The sequence below is a fragment of the Paenibacillus sp. UNC451MF genome (assembly GCF_000686845.1).
In the GTDB taxonomy this organism is placed as follows: domain Bacteria; phylum Bacillota; class Bacilli; order Paenibacillales; family NBRC-103111; genus Paenibacillus_S.
The window spans coordinates 170,658-194,179 of record NZ_JMLS01000005.1 but is presented as its reverse complement, the minus strand read 5'-3'; the positions used below and the strand labels follow the sequence as shown (position 1 = coordinate 194,179).

Here is a 23,522-nt window from a genome sequence, read left to right as displayed (position 1 = left end):
ACCAATGCTACGCTGAACAGGGCACCATTTATTTGAGAATTCCGCTTTGACTTAAGCTTCCTATGTACCTTACTTGGAATCATTGAGTTACAGTCTCTTTGCTTTTAGTAAACAGCTCGAAGGGTAAACAGAGCGGTACACCAGTACGAGGGTCAGCGATAATGTCCGCCTCAATCCCGAACACTTTGCGTAGTACTTCCTTAGTCATAACCTTCTCTGGTGTTCCTTCACTCACTACCCGGCCTTGCTGGATTGCAACCATATGATGTGCATAACGCGCCGCATGGTTCAAATCATGGACCACCATTATTATCGTGCGTCCTTCTTCGGCGTTCAGCTTTTGCAGCAGCTTCAAGACTTCAAGCTGATGAGCCATGTCCAGGAAGGTGGTTGGCTCGTCGAGAAACAGAATATCTGTCTTTTGTGCCAGAGCCATCGCAATCCATGCCCGTTGACGCTGCCCACCAGAGAGGTGATCCACCGGACGATCTGCGAACTCGGTCATGCCTGTTTTCTCAAGCGCCCATTGGATAACGTCCCAGTCCTCTTTACCGAGAGAGCCGAAGCCTTTCTGATGCGGGAACCTCCCATAAGAAATAAGCTCACTTACGGTTAATCCATCCGGCGCAACAGGATTTTGCGGCAAAATAGCAAGCTGCTTCGCCACCACTTTGGTTGCCTGCTCATGTATCGATTTGCCATCTAAATAAACTTGTCCACCCTTAGGATGAATAATTCTCGCCATCGTCTTCAGAATCGTTGATTTGCCGGAACCATTCGAACCTACAAGGGCCGTAATTTTCCCGGCAGGTATGGATAAATTCAAGTCATTCACTATCAGACGGTCATCATAGGCAATATCCAATTGGCTGGTGAATAACCTCTTCGCTTCATCTATCATCTCATGTACCTTCCTTGCTTCCCGAGTTCATATGTTTATGAAAATGATAATCATTATCGTTAATTGATTTTATATTCATGGTTTTCTATTGTCAATACAAATTATCGTGCTTACTTATCCTTGTATTTCTTTACACAGCCTCTAGAAAAAAAGGGCGACCACCTCCCTTTTCCATACTGGGAGGTGATCGCCTCTTCATTTACTACTCTTCTTACGGATTATAGCCACTAGAGACCATTTTTTTCAACTTAGTGTGTGCAGACGAATAATAGCCTGCGCCCGATCGTTAACCTCCAATTTACCATAAAGATTACTGATATAATTGCGAGCCGTACCTTCGGCAATCTGAAGCGCTTCGGCAATTTCACGGTTATTTAAACCTTGTATGATGAGCTCGGCAATTTCCTTTTCTCTCTCCGTCAGCCTGACGGGGTCAAGCTTCGTCGGAGCCAAATTTTTTCTATATTCCTGATCTGCCAACAGCTTGTTGACATGCAACGCCAGCTTGGATGCGACAGCGGCAGGTAGGATAAACTGACCGGACACCGTATCTCGTATTGAGTCTATCATTTTATCGCCATCCATATCCTTCAGCATATATCCGCTTGCTCCATTGGCCATTGCATCTATAATATAGTCCTCATCCACAAATGTGGTCAGAATCAAAATAAAGGTTTCTGGACAGCTCTGCCTGATTCGTTTCAATGCGGTAATCCCGTCCATCATAGGCATCTGGATGTCCATCAGTACCAATTCCGGATGGAGCGCTTCCGTCATCTCGCAAGCCTCCAACCCGTTCTTCGCAATCCCTATAACTTCCATGTCATCTTCCAAATCAAGAATCGTTCTGAGGCCTTCTCGTGTCAGCATCTGATCATCGGCGATTACAATCGTTATCTTTCTCATTACCTATCCCCATTCAATCTCATCGGGTGAGGCAGCTCAATCTTCAACAAACAGCCTCGGTCAGGCCAAGACTCGATAGATAAACTGCCACCCAGTTGTTCAGCACGCTCTTTCATTGCTTTTAATCCAAATCCTATATGTATAGTATCGGCTCCTGTTCCACGATCTTCGAGCCTAAACTGTAAATAAGCGCCGACAAGCTCCAGACTGAAGCGGAATTCTTTGCTCCTGCCATGGCGAATTCCATTGGTTAGGCCTTCCTGCAGCGCATGATAGATCATTTTCTTATGAGCTGTCGATAGCTCCGGCAAATCGTGAATGGCCGCATGAATAACGACCCCCATATTCCGTTCGGCATCTTGAATCAATTGATTCAACGTTAATGCCAGATCGGCATACTTATCTTCCTTTAACATATGAATCGATCCGCGGATTTCACTCAGACTGTGCCTAACAAGATCCTGCGCCTCTTTGAGCCGCGTGGAGGCACCCTCCAAATCTTTATGAAGCAGCCTCTTGCCTGCCTCAATCTGAAGAAGTGTTGATGTAAGTGTATGCCCTACAATATCATGAATATCACGGGCAATCCGATTCCGTTCCTCATAGACGGAAACCTCCACCAGGGCCGCGAAAGTTTCACGCATCGATTGTTCCAGACTTCTAGTCCTCTCTTCAACCTGATCCTCCAGCCTATTGTTAAGGTTTTGAATCCCCGAATAGAGCCTGGCATTCTCGAGAGAGATGGCACACTGTGAGCCAAGCAGCTTCAGCATCTCCAATCTCTGAGGTGTGAACACGCCGGCAGACAGTTTGTTTTCCATATAGAGCAGACCAATCAACTTGTTCTGAAGCATGATGGGCAGGCAGAGGACCGATTTCAATCCCTTATCTCTGACATAGCTGTTCCGAGCGAACATCCCTTCTTTGGCTGCATCATTCAGCACAACTTCCTCCTGTGTTACTGCCGAGTATCCGATAATAGCTGCTGGGACCAGGTCAGAATCTTCTTCAAGCGGAATCGATTCGATGCACTGCTCTTCGGCGGTTCCATAAGCTTCAACGGACCAACTGCCCTCATGGTTGAAAATAATGGCTCCATATTCTGCACCCGCGTTTTGAAGCATTATTCGCATCAGCTTTTCTAGGAGACGGTCCATCTCCATTTCGCCTGATAAAGCTTGCGCCGACAAGGCAACGGAAAGAGGATCGACACGTTCAAGGATTGACTCTCGTTTAACATGCAAAAGATGTCCGTATTTTTGCTCCATATCTGCTGTTTTGGCCTTTGCACCCCATTGGTGAAAAGCTTCATATGCTTCTGTCATATAGATTTTCGCCAACTGCTGCTTGCCTTGGCTTAAGCCGTATTTGCCATAGCACTCAGCGGCAATCCCTAGATCGTGAATATGCCCGTACAAGCGGGCAGCCTCAATCGATTGCTCGTACATTTCCTCCGCTTGTCGATGCTTTCGCGCCACCCGTGCCATTTCAGCTTCAATCAGCAAATATTTATGCAAATGATTATGAGGGCATCGCATGGCGAGCCGTTTCAATTTCTTTAAATGCTTGCTCATGCTTACCCGATAGACTCTTTGTTCCTGGGTCGAGGCTTCCTCGAACAGCTGCGCCCAAACTAAAGATTGATACATGTATAAAGTGCCGTTTTCATTGTTATCCTTACGCGCCTCAACGATCGCAGCCGTCTTCTCCAGAGCCTCTTTCGCCTCTCGATATTGGCCGAACAGATAGCCTGGCAAATACTCAAGAACGTAGACAAGCTCTTGGATCATGTTAAATTCGTCCCCGTGAACCGATTCAGCGAAATCCGCCTTATAGATATCCTCTATTATGAATGGGTCATCCGGTGCTCGGTTACCCATCAAACGGATGAGAAGAGCGACGAATATAGTTGCCTGCTTCCAATGAAGACTATTATTATGCCGTTGAAAATCCTTTGAATGTGCAATCAGTCGATTATAGATATCTTCCAGCGGATGACCAAAGTTTAGAAGCATCCCGCCATTGATGAGTACACTCTGATTCCCGTGCCACAAATCACCGGATTCCAATCCTACCTTACCGGCATGCTCGGTCATGGTCTCCAGCATCGTCGGGTCATATTGTCGCCAACTATCCGAGCATAATGCAAATGAAGTCAACGTCTTCACATACAGTGTCGGATATGGTTTGGATATATTACATGCAAGCATCCCCCACTTAAATGCCTCTTCATGCTTATGAAATATAAAATACAAAAACATAGCATACCCAATGAAGCCAATAGAAGCCTCCGGGGTCATCCCGTAATCCAACGTCATTTCAACCATGGTGAATGATGAGGCAAGCCAGCCCTTCTTATTGATATAAAAACTGGCGTGGCCTGTATGGACTAGGGCAGTCATTGCTATTTTGCGTGCTTCGTCAGTCATAGGCGCGAGTTGATTTAGCGATTCGAACGGATGCTTCCGAATTTTTCGAGTGAGCTTTAGCCATTGGAGCGTCAATTCGAACGTGCTTGGATCAAAATTATGGCGGACATTTAATAATTCCAATGTGGAACGGCCTAAGGAAATGACCTCTTTATAATTATCATGAGTTGATTCCAGCTGAATCTTCATAGTGAGCACGAGCGCTTTGTCCAAATCCGTCTCTGCTCTGTGAATAAGTAGATCAAACAACTCATTAGCGGTCACAAATTGCGCGCATAGAAACTCCGCCTCCGCCCGTTCCCGGAAAGCTTGGAAAGTCAAACTATAAGCATGATCCCAGCTATCCTCTCCCAATAGTGACGTAGCGAAGCGCAGGTACCCCAGCGAAGTCTCATAAGCTGTCGCTTGCTTCGATTTCAAGCCTGCTTGTAAGTTTAACTCTGCCAATTTCAGCTTTAGTTCCGGACGCTGCGCTCGTTCCCATGCCTGATTCAGATGGTTTACCGCCTCGAAAATAAGCTCGCTCTCGTCCTTCTCCATCAGCTGGGACAGGTACAATCCAATACTCCAATGCAGGTCTGAGCGCTCGGCTTCGGGAACAAGTGCATAGGCAGCTTGTTGTATGCGATCATGCTGGAACTTGTACAACAGCCCTTCTTCACTGCTGACAGGCTGCAGCAAACCTTCGCGCAATGCAACCCCCAATACTTTTGACAAGTCTTCCAAAGGGACTTCAGCGATGGAGGCAAGCATGTTTAGATCGAAGCGATTGCCGAGACTGGCAGCCCGCCCAAGAACATAAACGGCTCTATAGGATAGAAGCTTCAGCTTCTCCAACATGTAATCCGCCGCATTATCTGGAACGTTCATTTCAGTAATATGCTGCTTGTTCCATCGCCAGCTTCGGCTCGATTCATCGAGGGATACTTGGCTGTTATCAATCAAGTCCTGCAGAAATTGCTTGAGAAAGAATGGGTTGCCTTCCGTTTTGTGCAGCAATACCGCAGCCAGTTCATCCGTTTCAGCCGTTTCGTATCGCATAGCATCCTTTAACAGCTGCTTCATATCTGCCATTTCAAAAGCTTCCAGATGAATGGTGCTCATCGCCGTATGTCGCTCTGCAAGCTCTTTAACTAAACGGTTGAAAGGAAGCTCCTCCATCATTTCCATACTACGATAAGCCCCGACAACAAGCAGACCCTTCGTATTGCGGTCCTCCAGAAGGTACGCAAGGTATTGCAGTGACGTTTCATCCGCCCACTGGAGGTCGTCAAAAAACAAGACCAACGGTCGCCCCTGCTGAAGGAACAGTTGAATAAAACGATTCATAATAAGTTGAAACCGACGCTGAGCCTCCACTGGTGGCAGCGGCTGTACAGGAGGTTGTGGACCAATCAATAGTTCAAGCTTGGGGACTAGCTCAATCAGCAGCTGTCCGTAGCCCTCTACCGCATTCACAATACGCAGCTTCCACACTTCCGCCTGAAGCATGCTTTGCATAAGCAGTTGACTGACCAATTCTCCGATGGCTTGAATCCACATTTCATAAGGACGTGCAGTATGAAGCGGATCGAACTTCCCTCTAGCGAAAAAACCTTCGAACAATGAGCCTGCCAGAGTTTCATTGACAAGGGTTGTTTTCCCGATTCCTCCGTTTCCGCAGACCCAAACAACCTCCTCAGCCCCATCCGTACTTCGCTGCAGTGCTTCTAGTAACAGCCTTTGTTCAGTGCGTCGTCCATAAAAATGGTTAGGAATAATCCAGCGGTCTGGGATATCCTTGCTTGCCAGCTCAAAGGCTTCAACAGTACCCGATGTCAGAACACGGTTCAAGCATTCCTCCAGATCGGACTTGATTCCAAACGCACTTAAGTACCTCTTATCAGACATTTTCTCCATACATTTGCCGATAATGTCAGAGACCGTTTTAGGTATGGATGGAACCCTAAGATGAAGTGGCTCCGGTTTGCTGGCAAGATGATGATAGATGGAATCCAGTTCATCATGCAGCTTATAAGGCAAACTGCCCGACAACCATTCATATAAGGTAACACCCAGTGAATAGAAGTCCGAACGATAATCCGGTGTTGACCCGGTTCTGCCTGTTTGCTCCGGTGATATGTAAGGCAGTACAATGTCAGACCGATCCGTCAATAGAGATAGCGGACTTATATCCAGATGGGTTGAACACATGCGGATATCGATAAACTTCACTTCAAGTGTGTCGGGATTGACGAAAAATTGAGAGGGGGTAATTTCATTAAGCGTAATATTTGCGCGATGGATCTGTAGAAGACAATCAGCCGCAGCTGCTGTAATACTAAGTAGCTCCACAAGCCCAAAAGTATTGGCTCGTGTTCTCAAAATTTGATCGAGAAACTGACCTCCCATATCTCTAAGGAGTGTAACAGGCCTATTGGCTGCAAATTCTAGAGCGTAGGCTTCTATCGCGCCTTGTCCATTTAAATTCCTAAGAATATCATATTCGTACTGAAATGCATCCACCATGGCAGGTCGGGGAAACGGTTCGCTTGTCGTCTTACCGACAAAGCTCTGCCCATCTTCTTGACGCAACAGTCTATATAGCTCTATATCTCCATTAGCACTTATTAAATGCAGTGTTCGGTAACCGGGTAATTCAATCATGAAGCCTGCACTCTCCTGTTCTATATGTGGCAGGTTACTCCTGTTAGTCAAGAACTATATAATCAACTTTTCTTCTTTATCGTCCTTCAGGCCTTGAAAGTAGAAGCTGCCATAGAGAGACCGAAAGCAATTACAACTATTATAACATTTGAACTAATTAAATTTAATAAATTAAAGTAATTCTTATCCATTAGGAAAATAGACCCGAAATAAAGATCGAAAGCTACGCACCGAAAGTCTTGTTAACCTTCCTTCTCGGCCCTAGACCAAAGATTTTCATGAAATGGTAGCGTAACAGCAAAAAAACACCAACCTGATGGTCAGTGCTTTCCACATAGCCTTAGCCTTCTTCTAAAACACCTTCTGACTCTCTCTATTTTCCTTTAACATTTCCACGGCTTCACGGAAGCGCATGGAATGAACAATTTCACGCTCTCGCAAAAATTTGAGACTGTCCTGCAAATCCACATCATCCGTCATATCAACCAGCCATTGATAAGTGGCACGAGCCTTTTCTTCTGCTGCAATATCCTCGTAAAGATCGGCGATCGGATCGTTTTTGGCTGCTATATAACTGGCTGTCCAAGGATCCCCTGCGGCATTCTGATAAAACAAAGCTCCCCCATGGTTCACAAAAGAATCGCCCAATCCCGCTTCTTTAAGCTGCTCGACAGAAGCATCTTTCGTTAATTTAAGGACCATGGTGGCGATCATTTCCAAATGGGAAAACTCTTCCATAGAAATATCGGTCAGTAGACCGATCACCTTATCGGGAATCGTGTATCGCTGGTTCATATATCTAAGAGCAGCGGCTAACTCCCCATCCGCTCCTCCATACTGTTCAATAAGAAATTTAGCCATCTGAGGATCGCATTTGCCCACCCTAACCGGGTATTGCAATTTTTTCTCATAAATGAACATGAACACCCACTCCTCTATGATAGATTCAAGCTTGCTTTCCTTCTACACTTCCCAAGGCCATGGAGAAGCCACCCAATCTGTACTACTCTCGACTTTACTTCGTCCGTAATGCTGCAATGGACCATATTTTGCTTCAAACTCGGCGGCCAAACCGGTACGTTGCTCGGTTAGATCTTTAAACTGCTGAAGTGCCTTTGTATCTATTGGATGGGTCTCCAAATAAAGCTGAAGCTCTAATAACGTGAAATCAATAGCTTGCAGCCCTTCAAGTTTTGTATAGTAAGTTTCTGGTAACGGCTTCATTTTCTTCGTCATGAAAAATCCCTCCTATTCACGTTTGGACTCATAGGGACTGAATAAGTCCGGCCACAAGGTACCTTTTCTCAATGCTTCTTTCGGACTATACTGCTTCAAGTCTTCTGGCTGATAATCGAAAAATAATTGAGGGGGAGTGACGAACGATTTTTCTGCGATCGGTGTGCATGGATCATATTTTCCGGCAAAGGGATGATACACTTTGATTTGGCTTTTCATAGAAATCCTCCTCATAAGCGGAATAAACTTACCCCAATAATTACCACCAAGCTTTAATTTGAAACAAACGCAAAAAGGAGCCTGCCACCGTACAGTGACAAAGCTCCTTTTTCGCAATATGACAATGGGGGCCAGGAATTACATGTTGCTTCCCAAATCTTTAATCTACAATGTGCGCATCAACATCAATAATATCCTGGTTATTGACAGCATCTTCACCGAAGAAATCCTTCAGTTTATCTTTTGCTTTTTGTTTAACTGAGCTATCTATGCTCATTGCCACTGCACCTATAGCCAGCATCAGGGCACCTAAGTCATCTACATATCCAACGACAGGCAATAGATCGGGAACTATATCGATAGGCAGAATCAAATAACCGAGTGCCCCATAGATCTGAATTTTAGCTTTCGTCGATGTCTTAGGACTTTGAAGAGCGTAAAAGAGGAGCAGCCCACTGTATACCACTTTGGCTCCAGCATCCTTAGCATATTTACCTAGCTTGGACCAAAATCCTTGCTCCGAATAGTGCTTCTCATACTTGGAGTTGTCCATTTCAAGGTCACATCCTTTTTTCGTTGTAGCTTGGCCTAGTGAACAATACTGAAGCCTATGCTCTAAATCACTTGCTCCAAGATTCTACAACTTATACCTTATTTCCTCCTTATTCTACTACAAAATAACCGCAGAAAAACAAAAAATGCCATTTCCTACTGAAATCCCCTCGTTACTTCTTGTTTTTTTCGCCTTCTGGCTGCTTGATCAGAGCATAAGCGATGTACCCTATCATCCCTAGGAACAACCCTGTGCCCACAACAATATAGACCATCGTAAACACTTTTCCCATTATCGTTCGGGGCTCGAAATTAGGATGCCCTACTGTACTGAGCGTAGTAACACAGAAATACATAGCATCGATCACGCTGAGGCCTTCTTCCCTCACATAGAAAATGGTACCTGACAACAGCATGATCATTACTAATATGAAAAGAGCTTGGAAGTTTTTCAGCTTGAAAGCTCGCCATATTCCGCTTATTAAACGTTTCAAAGTCAATAGAAGCGATACCATTACGTCGTCATCCCCTCTTTCTCACCGCTCATGAATTCAGTAAAAATGCCGTGCCCGAAATTCGGTCCAATGTTAATAGCTTTCCAAATTCCTCCTACAATTATCATATAAGATCAGGAATACATAAAACCGAGTGGAATAGTTAATTAAATTTTATTTGGTTTTACACAGGGTAAATATCTTTAGGTATAATGTACAACTAAGATATTCCCTCCATTCCGGGATAGTAACAATGGAAAGACATAGGTGTACATAAGAGTCCCGACGTTTGTTATACTCAGATAGACTGGAAATTCCTTTAGAAGATGGTGGCTCATCATGGATTTACTCTTGGATGCGAAAACGATTTTTATATCGCTAGGAATCGGGCACTTATTTACTTTAATCCTTATTAGTGCGTATTGGCATGACCATGCAAAGGATATAACCGTAAAAACCTTCTTTTTAGCAAAATGCGCACAGACCACAACATGGTTCTTTCAAGCCTTTCGCGGAAAAATCCCCGACGCTTTGTCTATATCTCTAGCTAACTCGATTCTATTTATTGGGGCCACGTTAGAAGTTTTAGCCATTCTAAGTCTGCAAAGTGCGCTTCGTCCCATGACGAAAAAGATATATTTTATCGTGACGGCCCTTAGTATTATCGGATTTCAACTGATCGTGCTCTTTTATAACGAAGAGTATGTGCGGATAGCCTACTCATCGATTATAACCGCCGCAATCGTAATCCCTGTTTATCGGATGATCCTTGGGAAAACCCGCACCTTGCTTATGAAAATGATGGGTTATCTTTATCTCTTTGTTATTGCAACCTCTTTGATTAGAGGGACTGTAGCTCTACTTTCCCCCCAAAAGACAAGCCTCTTTATACCGGGGGTCTATCAGACAATGGCCTTTCTGGCCCTTTATATTGTTATGATTTTGGGAAATACAGGATTTATCCTTTTATTGAAAGAAAAAGCGGACCAGGAATTGATCCGCTTGGCCAGCTATGATGATTTGACAGGTACTTTGAACCGTAGAACATTTACCTCCTATGCAGCACAATACCTCACGGATTATGCCAAGAAGAAGAAACCCCTCTCTTACATGCTGTTCGATATTGACTGGTTTAAAACCATTAATGATACTTATGGTCATAACATCGGGGACCAAGTGCTGCAAGATCTGACAACTCGTATCAAGCAGCATTTAGGGGAAGACGCTTTGTTCGTTCGTTATGGAGGCGATGAATTTGGAATTCTGCTGCCTGGAAAAGATGAAGCCGAATCCACCGAGATTGCCCAACAGATTATACAATCACTCAACGGAGCGACCAGCCGGGATTTGCCGATTGCGTATTCTATCAGTATGGGTATTCTCACTATCGTTCCCGATCACCATACGCAATTGGAAACACTCTATACTTCTTGCGACAAGGCCCTTTATATCGCCAAAAACAAAGGACGAAACGGGCTATTCCGAGGCCAGGTGGATGGACATCCCACCACTTCTGAACTCTAATAAAGCCGTTACTCTTTAACCTGCTTCTGTAGCTGCTCGAATAGCTGCTGCGTTTGCAATGGGTCCTTCTCATTATAGAAAATGTACACATCATCCAGCTTGATCCGAATATACGGTGGATTGTTTTTGAAAATATATAGTCTTGAATTGCCTAGTTCTTTAAGACGAAAAAGTCCTCGAGACTGCTTCTCCGTAGCTTCTCCATTCGTTTTGATCCCAGAGGGAACACGGTCAACAAGCTCCATTTGTTTAATGTCTGCCATATTGAAGCCAAAGGAATACATCGGGTAATCTATTTGGATTCTATGCTCGGGTGTGACCGTTAAAACAGGTGAGGTCATCTCAGAACGAATTAACATAAACGAAACACCGATAATAACGACTGCTACCAACCCGACGCTTCCCCCTGCGATCATTTTTCCGACCCAAGTACCCGTATTTATAGTTTCCCCTACCCCTACGCGCTTAGGAACCAAAATACTTCTATCCTGAGGATTATGATAGGTAAATCCATTGCTCCAATACTCATCATCGTCCGTGTAAATGGTTTTACCGTCCTGTTCTAACGTTTCTTGCTCTAAACAAGTGATTTTACGATACACATAGATCACAAGGCCAACGGGGATTGCAATGAACAGCACAGTAACCGTCATCCATACACCCATCATCGATTCATTCTCACTAGTAATTAACAAGCCAATGAGCATAAAGTGTATGTTCTCGATAATCGCCATAAATAACCACAAGTAAGAGGTGTATCTGCGTCTTGCTTGATTCAAGCTTACGTTGACTTCACTGTTCGTACTGTATACTTTCGCCTTGGTTCTGCGCATTATGAGGGAAATTAGGACAAACATAACGGTAAGGGCGAACCCGCTAACCGCGAGGCTCAGGAGGTCCGGTTCACTTGCACCCCATAGCATTAAAAAGATGGCCATAGCAAAAGGGATGGCGAACAGCCACAAGGAAGCCGAGCTTTGATTTTTTAAATACGCTGTACGCAGATCGCTCCGTATAACACGCTTCGTACCGACGAACCATTCCTTCTCACGTTTCAATGCTAAAGTATCCCGAAAAGCACGGCGAAACGGAACCGTCATCCAAATAAAGAATGCGGAAAACCATACAAAAAAGTAGATCACTTGATAGGCGGACCATTCATGGAGCAGCACCAATGGAATGAGAAATAGGGCCATCCAAAGGCTTGCTTTGGTCAGCCGCTTGTTGAACTGCGCTTGAATGCTCCGGATATTCGCATCGTCCATCACATGAGCAGGCAGGGTAACAGCGAACAGCATGCCTTTGCTGTATTTAGCCTGAGGCTTGTAAGTGACTAACAACACAATGAAATTGATGATGGCTGCGCCAAGTAAAATTGCAGTGAGTATTGGACTCAACTCCTTCCATTAAGCGTTGGAATGCCGATACGTCATTTTAGAAAAAATCTGTGAGCATATTGTTTGAAAATGTGACTGATCCATTCCTTGAATCGTAGCTTGCGCGATAATTAATTGAAGCTGCGCTTCTAATTGCGGGGAAGGATCGGGACCGTCTTGCGGTCTTGGACTTACCTTAGCGCCGTGCCGCCGATCGATCACAATATAACCTTCCTGCTTCAATAGTGAATAGGCCTTATTCACCGTCATCGTATTGATGCCTAGATCATCGGCCAGCTGCCGGACGGTTGGAAGCTTCTCCTGAGCTGCTAATTCACCCGTTGCGATTCCGATAACGATCTGATTGCGAAGCTGTTCATATAGAGGGGTTTCACTGTCTAATTGCAAGGAAATAACCATGTCTATGCATTCACCTCTAATCCTACTTTGTATTACTTATTATAATACAAATAATACTTAATTATTGCAACTTTCCGTACTAATGCGCAAAAAAAAGAGCCTGCCCTCGGAACTAATCGGCAGAACTCCTTTTCTGTTTTGTGTATTCTTTTTCAGAAAATAACATGCAGACTCTGATCCGCAGACTCTCCTAGTGCGCTTGAAAATGGAGTGAAACCCGGTATTTTCGAATTAAAGAGCGCGATATGCTCCGCCAATTCTGTCTTATCTATCGCAACAAGATCTATTTGAATCCCTCGGTCAGTGAGCTCAACCGTCCGAAAAGCAGGAACATCCAGACAAGCGGCGGTCTGAATATAGTGCCAGTTCTCCTTTTGAACGATCGAATTGATGTGGTTATGTCCGCAGAAGTAGAATCCGGGACCTTTCTTCCTGTTCAGTAGATCTAGCATATCGATACTTGGATCAATAGACATTTTTTCCATGGTAGAATGTGCAGTCGTTCCATACACCGGATGATGGGCGAATATAAATACCGGTTTATGGCCCGACTGATCAAGCTGGACTTTTAACCATTCCAGCTGCTCCGCCTCCATTTCCCCTCCCCAATCGTCCCGGTTCATTTCTTTGGTTGTATCGAGAAAGATCAGCATAACCTCATCACTATCAATGACATGGTAACGCTGCTGGCCGGTAAGCGCCGTAATGTCTGCTTTCGGAAGCCTGTAAGCATCATGATTGCCTAGCACTTGGATAAAATTGCGCTCGCTACTCCCTATTCGATTGAACACATAATGAAATTCTTCAGGGAGTCCCTCGTGCGTAAGATCCCCTATAGAAATATGAAACTCCGCATCCAGTCCTACAAAATGCTCCAGCATTTCCTCGTAGACTCTATCTCTAGCCTCCAATATGTCAGCGGCACTGTCGCCCATCAATGAATAATGCAAATCTCCCATAATAATAAATCGCATAAATATAAGACCTCCAATAGATAGGATATACGTCAGTTATACAGGGAACCAATAGGCTCTGGCTTGAGGTATCTTCACGACACAAGGACCTGTTGCTAGAAGCTCATCATCGTCAACAAATATGGGTTGGCCTTCGATTTCCACCATATAACGGTAATACGACCCCATAAATAAGTGATTGCGAATTGTACCTTTCAGTACGAAATGCCCATCTTTTTCTTGAACCTGCTGCTTACCGGCGTCAACCTGATTTGCTCGCCGATCCTTCTGCTCACTCTGTCCCGCTTCATTGATCGGCTCTATCTTGGAGTCACCCGAACGAATAACGAGTCTTTGCAGCGTACCCTCGCGATAAAGGGAGAGCGTATGACTTTCCCCGAGAAAATGGGCCGTGAAATAAGTGGAAGGCTGCCGATAAATCTCTTCCGGTGTTCCTGCTTGCTCTACCCGGCCTTCATTCATCACAATCACATAATCCGCCATCGATAAAGCCTCTTCCTGATCATGAGTAACATAGACAGCCGTAATACCAAAAGATTGCTGAATATCGCGAATGCCGACCCGAAGTCTCTGGCGCACTTTTGCATCCAGGTTAGATAACGGCTCATCGAGCAACAGCACCTCAGGCTGTACAACTAGAGCGCGGGCCAGCGCTATGCGCTGCTGCTGTCCGCCGGAATATTGCTGCGGATACCGGGTGGTCACGTCCGATGTATCGATCTCCACCCTCTCCAGCACATCGCGCACACGGGTTTCACGTTCCTGCTTGGAAACCTTTTGCAGCTTAAGACCATAAGCCACGTTGTCGAACACAGTCATATGCGGCCAGAGAGCATAGTGCTGGAATACCATTGCTGCCTTCCGCTGCTGGGGTGATGTGTGGGTCACATTCCGGTTGCCGAACAAGATATGGCCCTCATCTGCCGTTAAAAATCCTGCCAGCGTCCTTAGAAGCGTTGTTTTACCACATCCGCTCGGCCCTACAATGGCCGTGAGCCCACCCACAGGCAGCTGTAGATTGATGTCCGTAATCCCTCTCTTTTTGCCGTAGCGCTTATTCAAGCCTTGAATGGTAATACCCATCTTATACCCTCCCGAAAGCAGCCAAATATTCTGAACGCATAAACCGCTGCAGGAAGAACAGCAGCACGATTCCCGGTATCATTAGCAGCACGGACGTTACCGATGCGACCTGCATCTCGTAGCCGTTCGCTGCATTGTACATAAAGACCGGCATCGTAATATGAAAAGGTGCCCCAATCAGCAGGCTTCCCGTAAATTCGTCCAGCGAGTACAAAAACACTAATAAAGAGCTCGCAATGATTCCCGGAGCAGCCATAGGCAGTACCACATGAAAAAAGGTGTACACCTTGCCGCCGCCCAGCATATACGAGGCCTCTTCCATCGATTCTGCGACAGATTGGAATACGGATACCAAAGTCCATACAGAGAATACAATGGCTCCAACCAAATGGATTAGAGTCAGCCCCGTCAACGTGCCTACGAGGTCAAAGCGATACATGAGGGTCATCGCATTCGTGAATACCGGCAGCTGAGGAAATGCTTGAGGCAGCAAAAACAGCAGCAGGATCAAATGCTTTAACGGAAGCCGATTGCGGGCAATGAGATAAGATAACGGAACAGTGAGTACCAGACAAATCAGCGTAACTGTAATAGCAATAACGAAGCTTAATCCGAGAGAAGAGAGCATCTTCCCTTCAAATACTTGAGTCCAATATTTGAAGCCCCAAGCGTTCGGGAAAGGATGAGGCCAGAACCATTTTTCCGCTACCGACCATAGAATAAGGCTGGAAAGCGGACCAAAAATGAAAAAAATCGATACCGCATAAATCAGCAGGCGGCGGGTCATGCGGGCGATGGGCGCTCTTCTCTCATTCAGCCCCAGAGAGCCGGTGGAAGCAGCTGCCGAAATGGCTTTATTCATTTTTTCGCCAACCCCTTTAAGTAGTAAATGGCAGCACCCATAGACGCAATGTAGGTAATAACGCCAATCGCATTCGCTAAGCCGTAATTATGCTGATAGACACTTTGATGGTATAAATCCATCATCAGCATTTGCTGACCACCAGCATTACCCAGCATCGCAGGGATGGAGAAGCAGCCCAGCATGGAGGTGAAGGTCAGTACCGCCATGACCCCGATACTGCTCTTGTTCATGGGCACGAGAAAATGCCAGATCAACCTTAACTTGCCTGCTCCCATTCCTCGTGCGGCTTCCAGCATGCCTTCATTCACAGATCGAAAGCCCCCAAGCACCAAGAGGAGCGCTAAACCGAGATTTTTCCAAACCAAAGCGGCGATGAGACCGAGCGTAGTGAACGCAAAGGATGGGAGTGCATCCGGGTTAAACCAACCTGTGATGGCAATGGCCGAATTGAGCGTGCCGTGCGGCGCCAGAAATACCCGCATCGCATGCCCTGCAACGACGAACGGCACAAACAACGGGATTTTGAATATAAACTCCAGCAACGGGTACGCACCAAGTCGCAGAAACCCGCCAATCGTTACGGTAAATACAGTAAGTATGGCAAGACTCGCCAAGCAAACCCAAAGTGTAAATACCACGTCTCCGCCATACAATGAAATCGCTTCTACGTAATTAACAACCGTCCACGCCCCTTCCTGCGAACGCAGGCTGGAGATAAAGGAGAGCGTGAACGGATACACGAAGAGCAGCGCGACAACGGCAACAGCAGGAGTAACAAGCCCCACTCCGCCCAGCTTGTGCCAAAAGACGATGGAGGGTGTACTAGTTTTTCTCATAGGCTGTTTTTAGATGATCAAAATAAGTATTAATCGGGAAAGACTGCCCTCGTTTGTTTAGGTCCTCTGCCGTAATATCTTTAAATAACTTTTTCTTGCCCTCTTCACTTACCTTCGGAAGTACGACTGTTGCGTCAATACCTGGATACCAGCTGTTTTTCTCCACGATGACTTTGGCTTGGGTTTCCGGGGAGGTTAGCAGATCGGCATATTTTAAGGCTGCTTCTTTATTTTTGGCATTCTTAGGAATGACTACGTACATCGGTTGACCAGGCATACCTGGGTCGAGGATTTTCAGTCCAAAATTAGGATTCATGCGGCCTTCATCCACCCATAAGTTAAACATATCAACCCATACGGGTCCCATGTCGATCTCGCCGCGGTTCAGCATATCGAGGGTACCATTGTTCCCATTCGTGTAGGTCACAGGCAGTGCTTTGAGCTCTTTCAGAATCGCCGGCCATTTTTGCTCAAGTGTCGCATCAAACGGACCCTCGCTCATCTTTTTATAATCGCCGGATTTCCAGTATGTATAGGCAGTGGCAAAGGCGACACCGCTTGCACCATTCTGGATTCCGTTATATCCGAAACGCTTCGGATTCGCTTTGATCCATGCTGTTAATTCTTCAAAATTTGCAGGGAATTTCTTCACTTTATCGGGGTTGTAAGCAAAGGCAACCTGACTGTGGAACAGAGGAATAACATAGCCTTCCACGTTGGTGCCCAAGCTATTTTTGCTGTCAGAGGAAACGACGTACTGCTTGTTGGCAGATTGGGGAACCCATTTGTCCAAAAGATCGTTATCAATAAGCTGCTGCATACCGCTTTGATGCACAATGGCAAGATCGATATCCCATTCCTTCTTGCCTGCATCTTTTTGCGCTTTTAATTTTTCAAATATTTTTTGTGTTCCGCCATCTCCGGCACCTGAATTGACCACGCGAACTTGAGCGCCTGGATACTGCTTTTGGAAGCTGAGAACTACGCTCTTTTCTTGAAGATCGGTCATGTTCGTGTCACCAGCTGTGATGAGATTAAGTTCGTATTTCTTGGGTGCTTCCGCAGCAGCTCCGTTTCCGTTCGTTCCGCTAGTGGAAGTAGGTGCATTTGGTGCAGTAGTATTCGTTGCGCATCCAGCCGATACAACCGTCGTTACCGTTAGAGCACAAAGCACGTTCATGAATTTCTTCATATTCCCCACCCTTTTCGAATTAGATGCGTTGTCTAGACATCTTTATCCCTATTATAGATGGGTTTTGTTAACAGTATGTCATTGATATAAGAAGAAATTATTAAGCTAGACTTAGCTGAATTCGCTTACCTTCGCCGGTTCACCCAGAACTGAAACACATCATTTCGAAAATAGTCATACGAAAATAACACAGGCATGTGCTGCTGATCAAAATGGATTTGCTTCATCATGAGCACCGTCGAATCCCGCTTCACTTGCAGCTTGCGGCAGATGGGATCGGTGTGATGCGGAACGATCAGCTCGGTGCTTGTGCCTGTCAGTCGGATGCCGCACTCGGCTTCAAGAAATCGAAGCAAGGATCCGGTAAGCGTCTTGTTTTGAAAAGCATGCTCGACTAAGGCCAGAGGCATAATATTAATATTATGGGCCACCGGCTCTTCATTAGCGGTTCGCGTCCGCTCATTAATGATCACAGGACTACCCAGTGGAATTTTCAAAAACTGCGCCCATTCCTCTCGGCAAGGCTCTGTCCGGATGAACTGTTCTAGTTGCCCTTCCACTAGTCCGGCGGAACGAATAATTTCTTCCGTGGACATGAAACGGTCGATGCTGCTCGGAATGGAGCTTAAAGGCCGTATTACAAAGCGTCCGACGCCTTTTCTAACGTCCAGCTTTCCTTCCTGCTCCAGCTGCTTCATCGCAGCTCGTACGGTTTCCCGGCTCACTTGAAATTGTTGGGCCAGCTCAATTTCTGTAGGCAAACGGTCCCCTACCTTGAGCTCTCCACCCGTCATTAATTCGTCCAAGTATTCCTTGATTTTTATATAATGGCTGACTTTCGCCTTATTCGTCATGTTGGTTTCATCCTATCTTTGTATAAGGATCTGTTCTCGCTTCTATCGTATCAGAGTCCCTTATTAGTGTAAAAGAGTATGTGGACAGACTTAATAATAAATTATTGTATTAGTAGCCAGCATAATCTATGCCCCTACACACTCAAATAAGACGAGATAGATGATAGTGAAACGCATGAGGACTATTGGCCTTTTGTCCTTGATTGCTTTGTGAATAACTATTGCTGTGGATATGTTCATATCCTTGTAAGAAGTTATGCACATTAAGGATTTTCAGACTGTTTATAATGTGAATAACCTGTTGGTAAACTATATTTAGCATGTTCTGGGTCGCCTCCCCTTTCAACCCCATAATGAAAAAAGACACTGACCGAATGGTCAGTGCTTTTGGTATTTTTGTGAAGACCAACTGTAAAATGAATTTTCAGTATTTTACTAAACAAGTACGTTTCTAAAGCCTCTTCTTTTTGGAAAATCATCAGTTTCAATAGAAGATTCTTCAAATGACTTACCTGCAGGTACCGCACGCTCACGTCCCCAAGCCCGAATTTGATCGATCTGCTCTGGACTCGTCTGTGATAAAGGAACCACATTCTCAAAAAATCGGATAAACGTCTCATCCGTTATTGTTTCATCGCCTCTGACGACTGCTTGCTTGACTACATCGCGTACTGCAGCTTCCAAGTCTGCTCCAGCGAACCCTTCGGATAACCGTACAAGTCGCTCCATCAGTGTTACCTCTAAATCCATCCTCATGCCTTTCTTTACGTAGATACGAATGATCTCTTCCCGTTCCTTTGGAGTAGGTAAATCAACGAAGAACAATTCGTCAAACCGTCCTCGACGGAGCAATTCCGGCGGTAATTTTGACACATCATTGGCCGTTGCTACGACAAACACACGAGCTAGGCTCTCTTGAAGCCAGAATAGGAATTGACCGACCATTCTTGTCGATGTGCCTCCGTCACCACTTCCTAAGGCCCCTGCCAAGCCCTTCTCGATTTCATCAATCCATAGCACGCAAGGAGCTACATGATCAGCGGTAGACAGCGCTTCTTTTAACCTAGACTCACTTTGGCCTAAGTACTGACCTTGAATGGTGGATAGATCGAGTCGATATAACGGCAAATTCCATGCCGCGGCAATAGCTTTGGCGGATAAAGACTTCCCGCAACCGGGCACGCCCACAAGCAAAATACCACGTGGAGGTCTAATTCCCCGGTCTCTTAGATCAGCGGTTAGCAGTTTTTCGTTGGCTTCAAGCCACAGCTTAAGCCCTTCCAATCCACCTACCTGATAATCCTCACGTACCTGAACTCGCTCTATCCCTGATATATCTGAGAATATTCGATCTTTGGCGTATGTTAGCTCTTTCAAATCATCATTCCGGATTGATCCATTTGCTAGAAGAGTAGCTATCACGTTCTCTCCTTCAATCTGGCTAATGCCTGACAGTATGGCTGCTGCTTTTTTTTCTTCTTCAATACCCCATTCAATAGTAATTTCACTGCGATAGGGCGAAATTTGGTCTTGTATAATTTGGAGCATTTCATCCTCATTAGGAGGATCAAGAGTTATTGACATCCCATGTCTTTGCAATGGTCCCCATACCGGTTTATTAGTTATAGCAATAACACTGCCACCTGTCTCGATAGCAAGCATCACTACGTCTTGGAACTGCCTAGCAGTCGCTGTATCATCTTCTATGTCCTGAACTTCTGTAAATATAAAGGATAAATTTTGCTGTTGCCCTATTTTTTGACTGGCAAAATCCAACCCACCCATTACAGAGCGATCATCGTTCACTAGTCGATTAGAGCTAATGTCTCGCGTACCTTGCGAAATGGTATGATAAAATATAGGAATGCTCAGTTTGTGCGCTATTCGCCCGAGTATTTCCAGAGCTCTAGCACGTTCCGGCGTTCGAACCGATATAAAAGGGATCCGTGCCTTTAAGTATCTTTCCAACGTTTCCAAACAGCTTTTTGCATCACTCATATTAGAATATTACCTTTCTTCTCTTTTGATTTGCACCCTGCATTCCAGGATTAGCAGCTGGTGCTCTATCTTCCATTGACAGCTCAATCTGATTATAGCCAAGCAGCGAATTATTTTTGATCAGCATCCGCAAATGCCCTGAACGATCATCCTTAGCGCTGTCTTCCAGTGCTGCTTGCGTATCTTTCACATAGTTGGACAAAACGTCCGTCAAGGTGCTTCGCACCTGTTCGGGAAAAGCAGGAATAACTACCAACCGCTTCATTATGGCAAATCGTTTTCTAGCATTCATTAGAGCCCTCACCACGTCAATGTTAGGCTCACGAACTCTTGAGAACTCGAGATTCATCTGCTGCGAGGCATGCTTCAATCTGAACTCCAGTACTTCGTAAAGCCGCTGAGTCATCTTTTCAGCTATGCCAGCTGTCCATTCTATGCTCCCCTGCTCCATTCGATTCAGCATCTCTTCATCGTTATCACCTGATTTTAATTCATCAAAGCACCGTACCCAATCAGCGTATGTTCGAGGGTCGCTCATAGTAATTTACTACTCCTTCTTCTTATCAACTGGCCAGGAGGTGTCAAATCCCATTCAGGGAATTGACTTGCTAAAGCATCATTAGTATTTACCCGCTGAATTATTTCGGGGGTTACTTTCCCCTCCTGCCGTTTTGAATCATCCGTGGTTCTATTACGCTGTACAATCATAGGGTTGGATTCATTAGTGTTACCCATGGGCCTTCTACCTCACTTAATTATTGATAACAGCTCTAGCATTATCTAGACCGGAAAACGTATATTGTTCCGGAGTAATTTCATCCAGAAGCTCACTTACTTTCACTGCATTTAAGTCCTCTGCTTCATATTCCTTGCGCCAGTCAACTACATCCGACAAAACAGCCCGCAAAATGTCCTTACAGCTTTGCAAAAGCTTGTCATAATCCTGCTTCATTTTTTCTTTGGTTTTAGCCAAATTCCTCTTAGATACAAAGAAATACAAAATACCAATTAACGCAAACACAAATAAGAAGGGTACCCCAAACCCCATGAAAACAAATATAATTCCCGCTGCTAGTCCTACCCAATGTTTAAGCATCAGGCGCACTTGGGCCAAATCTTTATCTCTTCGGTCATGAATATGATTAGTTAATGACTCGACAAGCTCCTGTTCGTTATCTCCATTAATCGTAGAACCCGTCCACTCTTCAATCTGCAGATCAATTTTTTTAGGAACTGCGGCCCGGTTATTCAAAGTCAAATCGTCATGAGCCTGACGTATCCAATCTTTGGATAGAGCTATGGAAAACTTCTGCGTTGCAATCGATGCTTGCGATACATCAGGATGCATTGCAAAATTCGTCAATAATTGAGTAAAACTCACTCTATGTTCAAGCGTTTTCTCCGCATTAAAGCGTTGCTGCGCCGTGTTCCGATCTCCGTTTTCCTCGATAATTAATGACTGCAGTCGTTCATCTTTGCGTAATGGGAGTTCTTCATCGTCAAATTTAGATACCAATGTATCCAGTAGTGCATCTACGGCAACTGCTATACTTTTTGCAGGTGTAATCTCTTTACTGAAAATATCCTTAAAATAATTGTGAATTACAAGGTGAAGTTTAGCCCCTTGCAATGATGTTTCGAGTTCAGGCCAGGTACTACTGTACTGCCTCAAATAAGGATATACTTCATCGTTCAATCTTTTAGCCTTGGCTTCTAGAGCGACCTTCCACTGCTCTTGCTGCTCTTCGACAAATCCGACCTTTTGCGAAAGCTCTTCAATCCATTCATTAATATGCTTACCGCATTTTGCTCGAGCCTCAGGTCCAAAAATACCATTTGTAAATCCATCAATTAAGACTATCATTTCCCGTTCTAATTGATGAGGATCCTGAAGTCCAAAATACCTGTCCAACCATTCCCGGCTCGCTTTGTAGCGTGTCCCCCTTCTCGTCACCAATGCGAAAAAGAGAGATGTTTTCTCGTCATCACGCCGCAGAGCTTCCATCATAGCCCTATCAGCCAGTTCCCTGTTATCATTCAACCAAGCTGCTAATGCAATTAAACAAGGAGCCAGCCAGTATCTCGGAGCAGCTAACATATGCTCTTCCGTTGTATTTTCAATTGTTTCTTTCTTAACGAGGCTTATATCAACTGCTTGCAATATTCCGGTTACCCGTCTTCGAACTTCTTCATAATGCCCATATTTAATATCGATTTCCTGTCGAATCTTCACTACTCGCGTCTCGGCAAGTTGCAATTCTTTAGCCATCTGATCTTTTTTGACGAACTCATGGAAATCCTTAGCCAAAGCATCTACTCTTTGTTGCACATCCAATACTTCCTGACCAACGGCTTCCACATACTGACCAACCGATTGCACTTGTCCCGATATGTGCTGGATTTCGCCTCGTAAATTGCCTAAGCTTGATTCAATGCTCCGCAAATCCGCGGTGTGTATAATACGTTCATTGGACATATGTAGCCCCCCTTGAAAATGCTACATACCCTGTAGAAGAAACTGCGCCAATGTGGTCCGTGTATACTTCTATATAGGCATAGCTTGGATGCTTTGCAAGCTCTCTTGCCTTTTCCATACCCGAAGGCAACGGTTCCCCAACTTTATAATGCTGAACGATCTCTTGTCTCAAATCGAGAGTATGAACCTCATACGGGGATCCCAAAAAACATTCAGCTACAATACCAATTAAAAATTGATGTGGTTTAAGTTCCCCAAATTCGTTATGGATCGATTGAATTAATTCCTGAACCTTGGAGTGGTCGCAAATTGCCCCCATCGCATCCAGCTTAACCATCGATTCCACAAATGCTTGTGAACGTTTCTGCTTAAGTCGCTTCTCAAGAGCGAGTCCGGTTAATTCGACTGTTGTTCTCGTAACTGTATCTGTTTTTAGCTGCAAATCTACTTTTTGGGAGGCATTAATAATGGGTTTCCTCATTGAACCACCTTTCCCTTAGTTGCCGACTAATATCGACTTGAATTTACCTTTATTTAGCTT

21 protein-coding genes are annotated in these 23,522 nt (G+C 45.0%); 1 reads left to right on the top strand and 20 read right to left on the bottom strand.

What is annotated here, in order from left to right; translation table 11 throughout:
- Positions 1-79: 79 nt before the first annotated feature.
- The 8 genes from BP97_RS0110330 to BP97_RS0110295 form a co-directional block, all read right to left on the bottom strand.
- The gene (locus BP97_RS0110330; RefSeq protein ID WP_028549030.1) at positions 80-901 is read right to left on the bottom strand and encodes an ABC transporter ATP-binding protein; all 822 of its coding nucleotides are present in this window, start codon (positions 899-901) and stop codon (positions 80-82) included.
- A gap of 243 nt (positions 902-1,144) precedes the next feature.
- A complete protein-coding gene (locus BP97_RS0110325; protein WP_028549029.1) occupies positions 1,145-1,807 on the bottom strand; it encodes a response regulator in 663 nt (220 codons plus the stop codon).
- Complete coding sequence (locus tag BP97_RS0110320; RefSeq protein WP_028549028.1) at positions 1,807-6,882, bottom strand: AAA family ATPase; 5,076 nt, start codon at positions 6,880-6,882, stop codon at positions 1,807-1,809. The genes BP97_RS0110325 and BP97_RS0110320 overlap by 1 nt, the downstream gene beginning before the upstream one ends.
- 351 nt (positions 6,883-7,233) lie before the next feature.
- Complete coding sequence (locus BP97_RS0110315) at positions 7,234-7,803, bottom strand: manganese catalase family protein (protein WP_028549027.1); 570 nt, start codon at positions 7,801-7,803, stop codon at positions 7,234-7,236.
- Positions 7,804-7,845: 42 nt separating this feature from the next.
- Positions 7,846-8,118 carry a spore coat protein CotJB gene (locus BP97_RS0110310; protein WP_081824010.1) on the bottom strand — a complete coding sequence of 91 codons (273 nt, stop codon included), beginning with the start codon at positions 8,116-8,118 and terminating at the stop codon, positions 7,846-7,848.
- A gap of 12 nt (positions 8,119-8,130) precedes the next feature.
- The gene (locus BP97_RS0110305) at positions 8,131-8,337 is read right to left on the bottom strand and encodes a spore coat associated protein CotJA (RefSeq protein ID WP_028549025.1); all 207 of its coding nucleotides are present in this window, start codon (positions 8,335-8,337) and stop codon (positions 8,131-8,133) included.
- Between the two features lie 160 nt (positions 8,338-8,497).
- Complete coding sequence (locus tag BP97_RS0110300; RefSeq protein ID WP_028549024.1) at positions 8,498-8,890, bottom strand: YkvA family protein; 393 nt, start codon at positions 8,888-8,890, stop codon at positions 8,498-8,500.
- Positions 8,891-9,062: 172 nt separating this feature from the next.
- Positions 9,063-9,404, bottom strand: a complete 342-nt coding sequence (locus BP97_RS0110295; protein ID WP_028549023.1) for a potassium channel family protein — start codon at positions 9,402-9,404, stop codon at positions 9,063-9,065.
- 318 nt (positions 9,405-9,722) lie between these two features.
- On the opposite strand from BP97_RS0110295, the gene BP97_RS0110290 reads away from it, so the two are divergent.
- Positions 9,723-10,907 (top strand): GGDEF domain-containing protein, encoded by a 1,185-nt coding sequence (locus BP97_RS0110290; protein ID WP_028549022.1) that lies wholly within the window; start codon positions 9,723-9,725, stop codon positions 10,905-10,907.
- 8 nt (positions 10,908-10,915) lie between these two features.
- On the opposite strand, the gene BP97_RS0110285 is transcribed toward BP97_RS0110290, so the two are convergent.
- From BP97_RS0110285 to BP97_RS0110220, 12 genes are all read right to left on the bottom strand, one after another.
- A complete protein-coding gene (locus BP97_RS0110285; RefSeq protein WP_231506266.1) occupies positions 10,916-12,304 on the bottom strand; it encodes a DUF5808 domain-containing protein in 1,389 nt (462 codons plus the stop codon).
- Between the two features lie 9 nt (positions 12,305-12,313).
- Positions 12,314-12,703, bottom strand: coding sequence for a GntR family transcriptional regulator (locus BP97_RS0110280; RefSeq protein ID WP_028549020.1), 390 nt, complete (start codon positions 12,701-12,703; stop codon positions 12,314-12,316).
- Positions 12,704-12,855: 152 nt separating this feature from the next.
- Positions 12,856-13,677, bottom strand: coding sequence for a metallophosphoesterase family protein (locus BP97_RS35845; RefSeq protein WP_051620490.1), 822 nt, complete (start codon positions 13,675-13,677; stop codon positions 12,856-12,858).
- A 36-nt stretch (positions 13,678-13,713) separates the two neighbouring features.
- Positions 13,714-14,760, bottom strand: coding sequence for an ABC transporter ATP-binding protein (locus BP97_RS35840; protein WP_036745691.1), 1,047 nt, complete (start codon positions 14,758-14,760; stop codon positions 13,714-13,716).
- Between the two features lies 1 nt (position 14,761).
- Positions 14,762-15,622 (bottom strand): ABC transporter permease, encoded by an 861-nt coding sequence (locus BP97_RS0110265; protein ID WP_051620489.1) that lies wholly within the window; start codon positions 15,620-15,622, stop codon positions 14,762-14,764.
- Positions 15,619-16,461, bottom strand: a complete 843-nt coding sequence (locus BP97_RS0110260) for an ABC transporter permease (RefSeq protein ID WP_081824008.1) — start codon at positions 16,459-16,461, stop codon at positions 15,619-15,621. The genes BP97_RS0110265 and BP97_RS0110260 overlap by 4 nt, the downstream gene beginning before the upstream one ends.
- Complete coding sequence (locus BP97_RS35835) at positions 16,448-17,653, bottom strand: extracellular solute-binding protein (protein WP_051620488.1); 1,206 nt, start codon at positions 17,651-17,653, stop codon at positions 16,448-16,450. Before BP97_RS35835 ends, BP97_RS0110260 begins: the two co-directional genes overlap by 14 nt.
- 125 nt (positions 17,654-17,778) lie before the next feature.
- On the bottom strand, positions 17,779-18,507 hold the full coding sequence (locus tag BP97_RS0110250; RefSeq protein ID WP_036745689.1) for a GntR family transcriptional regulator: 729 nt from the start codon (positions 18,505-18,507) through the stop codon (positions 17,779-17,781).
- 435 nt (positions 18,508-18,942) lie between these two features.
- Complete coding sequence (locus tag BP97_RS0110240) at positions 18,943-20,505, bottom strand: AAA family ATPase (RefSeq protein ID WP_028549015.1); 1,563 nt, start codon at positions 20,503-20,505, stop codon at positions 18,943-18,945.
- A 1-nt stretch (position 20,506) separates the two neighbouring features.
- Positions 20,507-21,043 carry a hypothetical protein gene (locus BP97_RS35830; protein WP_051620487.1) on the bottom strand — a complete coding sequence of 179 codons (537 nt, stop codon included), beginning with the start codon at positions 21,041-21,043 and terminating at the stop codon, positions 20,507-20,509.
- 213 nt (positions 21,044-21,256) lie between these two features.
- Positions 21,257-22,864, bottom strand: a complete 1,608-nt coding sequence (locus BP97_RS0110225) for a hypothetical protein (protein ID WP_231506265.1) — start codon at positions 22,862-22,864, stop codon at positions 21,257-21,259.
- 106 nt (positions 22,865-22,970) lie between these two features.
- On the bottom strand, positions 22,971-23,462 hold the full coding sequence (locus tag BP97_RS0110220; protein WP_028549013.1) for a hypothetical protein: 492 nt from the start codon (positions 23,460-23,462) through the stop codon (positions 22,971-22,973).
- Positions 23,463-23,522: the final 60 nt, after the last annotated feature.

What these genes read in the sequence shown, in the direction of transcription:
- BP97_RS0110220 (WP_028549013.1), bottom strand. Translation starts at nt 23,462, where the DNA reads ATGAGGAAACCCATTATTAATGCCTCCCAAAAAGTAGATTTGCAGCTA.
- BP97_RS0110240 (WP_028549015.1), bottom strand. Translation starts at nt 20,505, where the DNA reads ATGAGTGATGCAAAAAGCTGTTTGGAAACGTTGGAAAGATACTTAAAG.
- BP97_RS0110290 (WP_028549022.1), top strand. Translation starts at nt 9,723, where the DNA reads ATGGATTTACTCTTGGATGCGAAAACGATTTTTATATCGCTAGGAATC.
- BP97_RS0110330 (WP_028549030.1), bottom strand. Translation starts at nt 901, where the DNA reads ATGATAGATGAAGCGAAGAGGTTATTCACCAGCCAATTGGATATTGCC.
- BP97_RS0110260 (WP_081824008.1), bottom strand. Translation starts at nt 16,461, where the DNA reads ATGAGAAAAACTAGTACACCCTCCATCGTCTTTTGGCACAAGCTGGGC.
- BP97_RS0110300 (WP_028549024.1), bottom strand. Translation starts at nt 8,890, where the DNA reads ATGGACAACTCCAAGTATGAGAAGCACTATTCGGAGCAAGGATTTTGG.
- BP97_RS0110310 (WP_081824010.1), bottom strand. Translation starts at nt 8,118, where the DNA reads ATGACGAAGAAAATGAAGCCGTTACCAGAAACTTACTATACAAAACTT.
- BP97_RS0110305 (WP_028549025.1), bottom strand. Translation starts at nt 8,337, where the DNA reads ATGAAAAGCCAAATCAAAGTGTATCATCCCTTTGCCGGAAAATATGAT.
- BP97_RS35830 (WP_051620487.1), bottom strand. Translation starts at nt 21,043, where the DNA reads ATGAGCGACCCTCGAACATACGCTGATTGGGTACGGTGCTTTGATGAA.
- BP97_RS0110315 (WP_028549027.1), bottom strand. Translation starts at nt 7,803, where the DNA reads ATGTTCATTTATGAGAAAAAATTGCAATACCCGGTTAGGGTGGGCAAA.
- BP97_RS0110280 (WP_028549020.1), bottom strand. Translation starts at nt 12,703, where the DNA reads ATGGTTATTTCCTTGCAATTAGACAGTGAAACCCCTCTATATGAACAG.
- BP97_RS0110295 (WP_028549023.1), bottom strand. Translation starts at nt 9,404, where the DNA reads ATGGTATCGCTTCTATTGACTTTGAAACGTTTAATAAGCGGAATATGG.
- BP97_RS35840 (WP_036745691.1), bottom strand. Translation starts at nt 14,760, where the DNA reads ATGGGTATTACCATTCAAGGCTTGAATAAGCGCTACGGCAAAAAGAGA.
- BP97_RS35845 (WP_051620490.1), bottom strand. Translation starts at nt 13,677, where the DNA reads ATGCGATTTATTATTATGGGAGATTTGCATTATTCATTGATGGGCGAC.
- BP97_RS0110320 (WP_028549028.1), bottom strand. Translation starts at nt 6,882, where the DNA reads ATGATTGAATTACCCGGTTACCGAACACTGCATTTAATAAGTGCTAAT.
- BP97_RS0110250 (WP_036745689.1), bottom strand. Translation starts at nt 18,507, where the DNA reads ATGACGAATAAGGCGAAAGTCAGCCATTATATAAAAATCAAGGAATAC.
- BP97_RS35835 (WP_051620488.1), bottom strand. Translation starts at nt 17,653, where the DNA reads ATGAAGAAATTCATGAACGTGCTTTGTGCTCTAACGGTAACGACGGTT.
- BP97_RS0110265 (WP_051620489.1), bottom strand. Translation starts at nt 15,622, where the DNA reads ATGAATAAAGCCATTTCGGCAGCTGCTTCCACCGGCTCTCTGGGGCTG.
- BP97_RS0110325 (WP_028549029.1), bottom strand. Translation starts at nt 1,807, where the DNA reads ATGAGAAAGATAACGATTGTAATCGCCGATGATCAGATGCTGACACGA.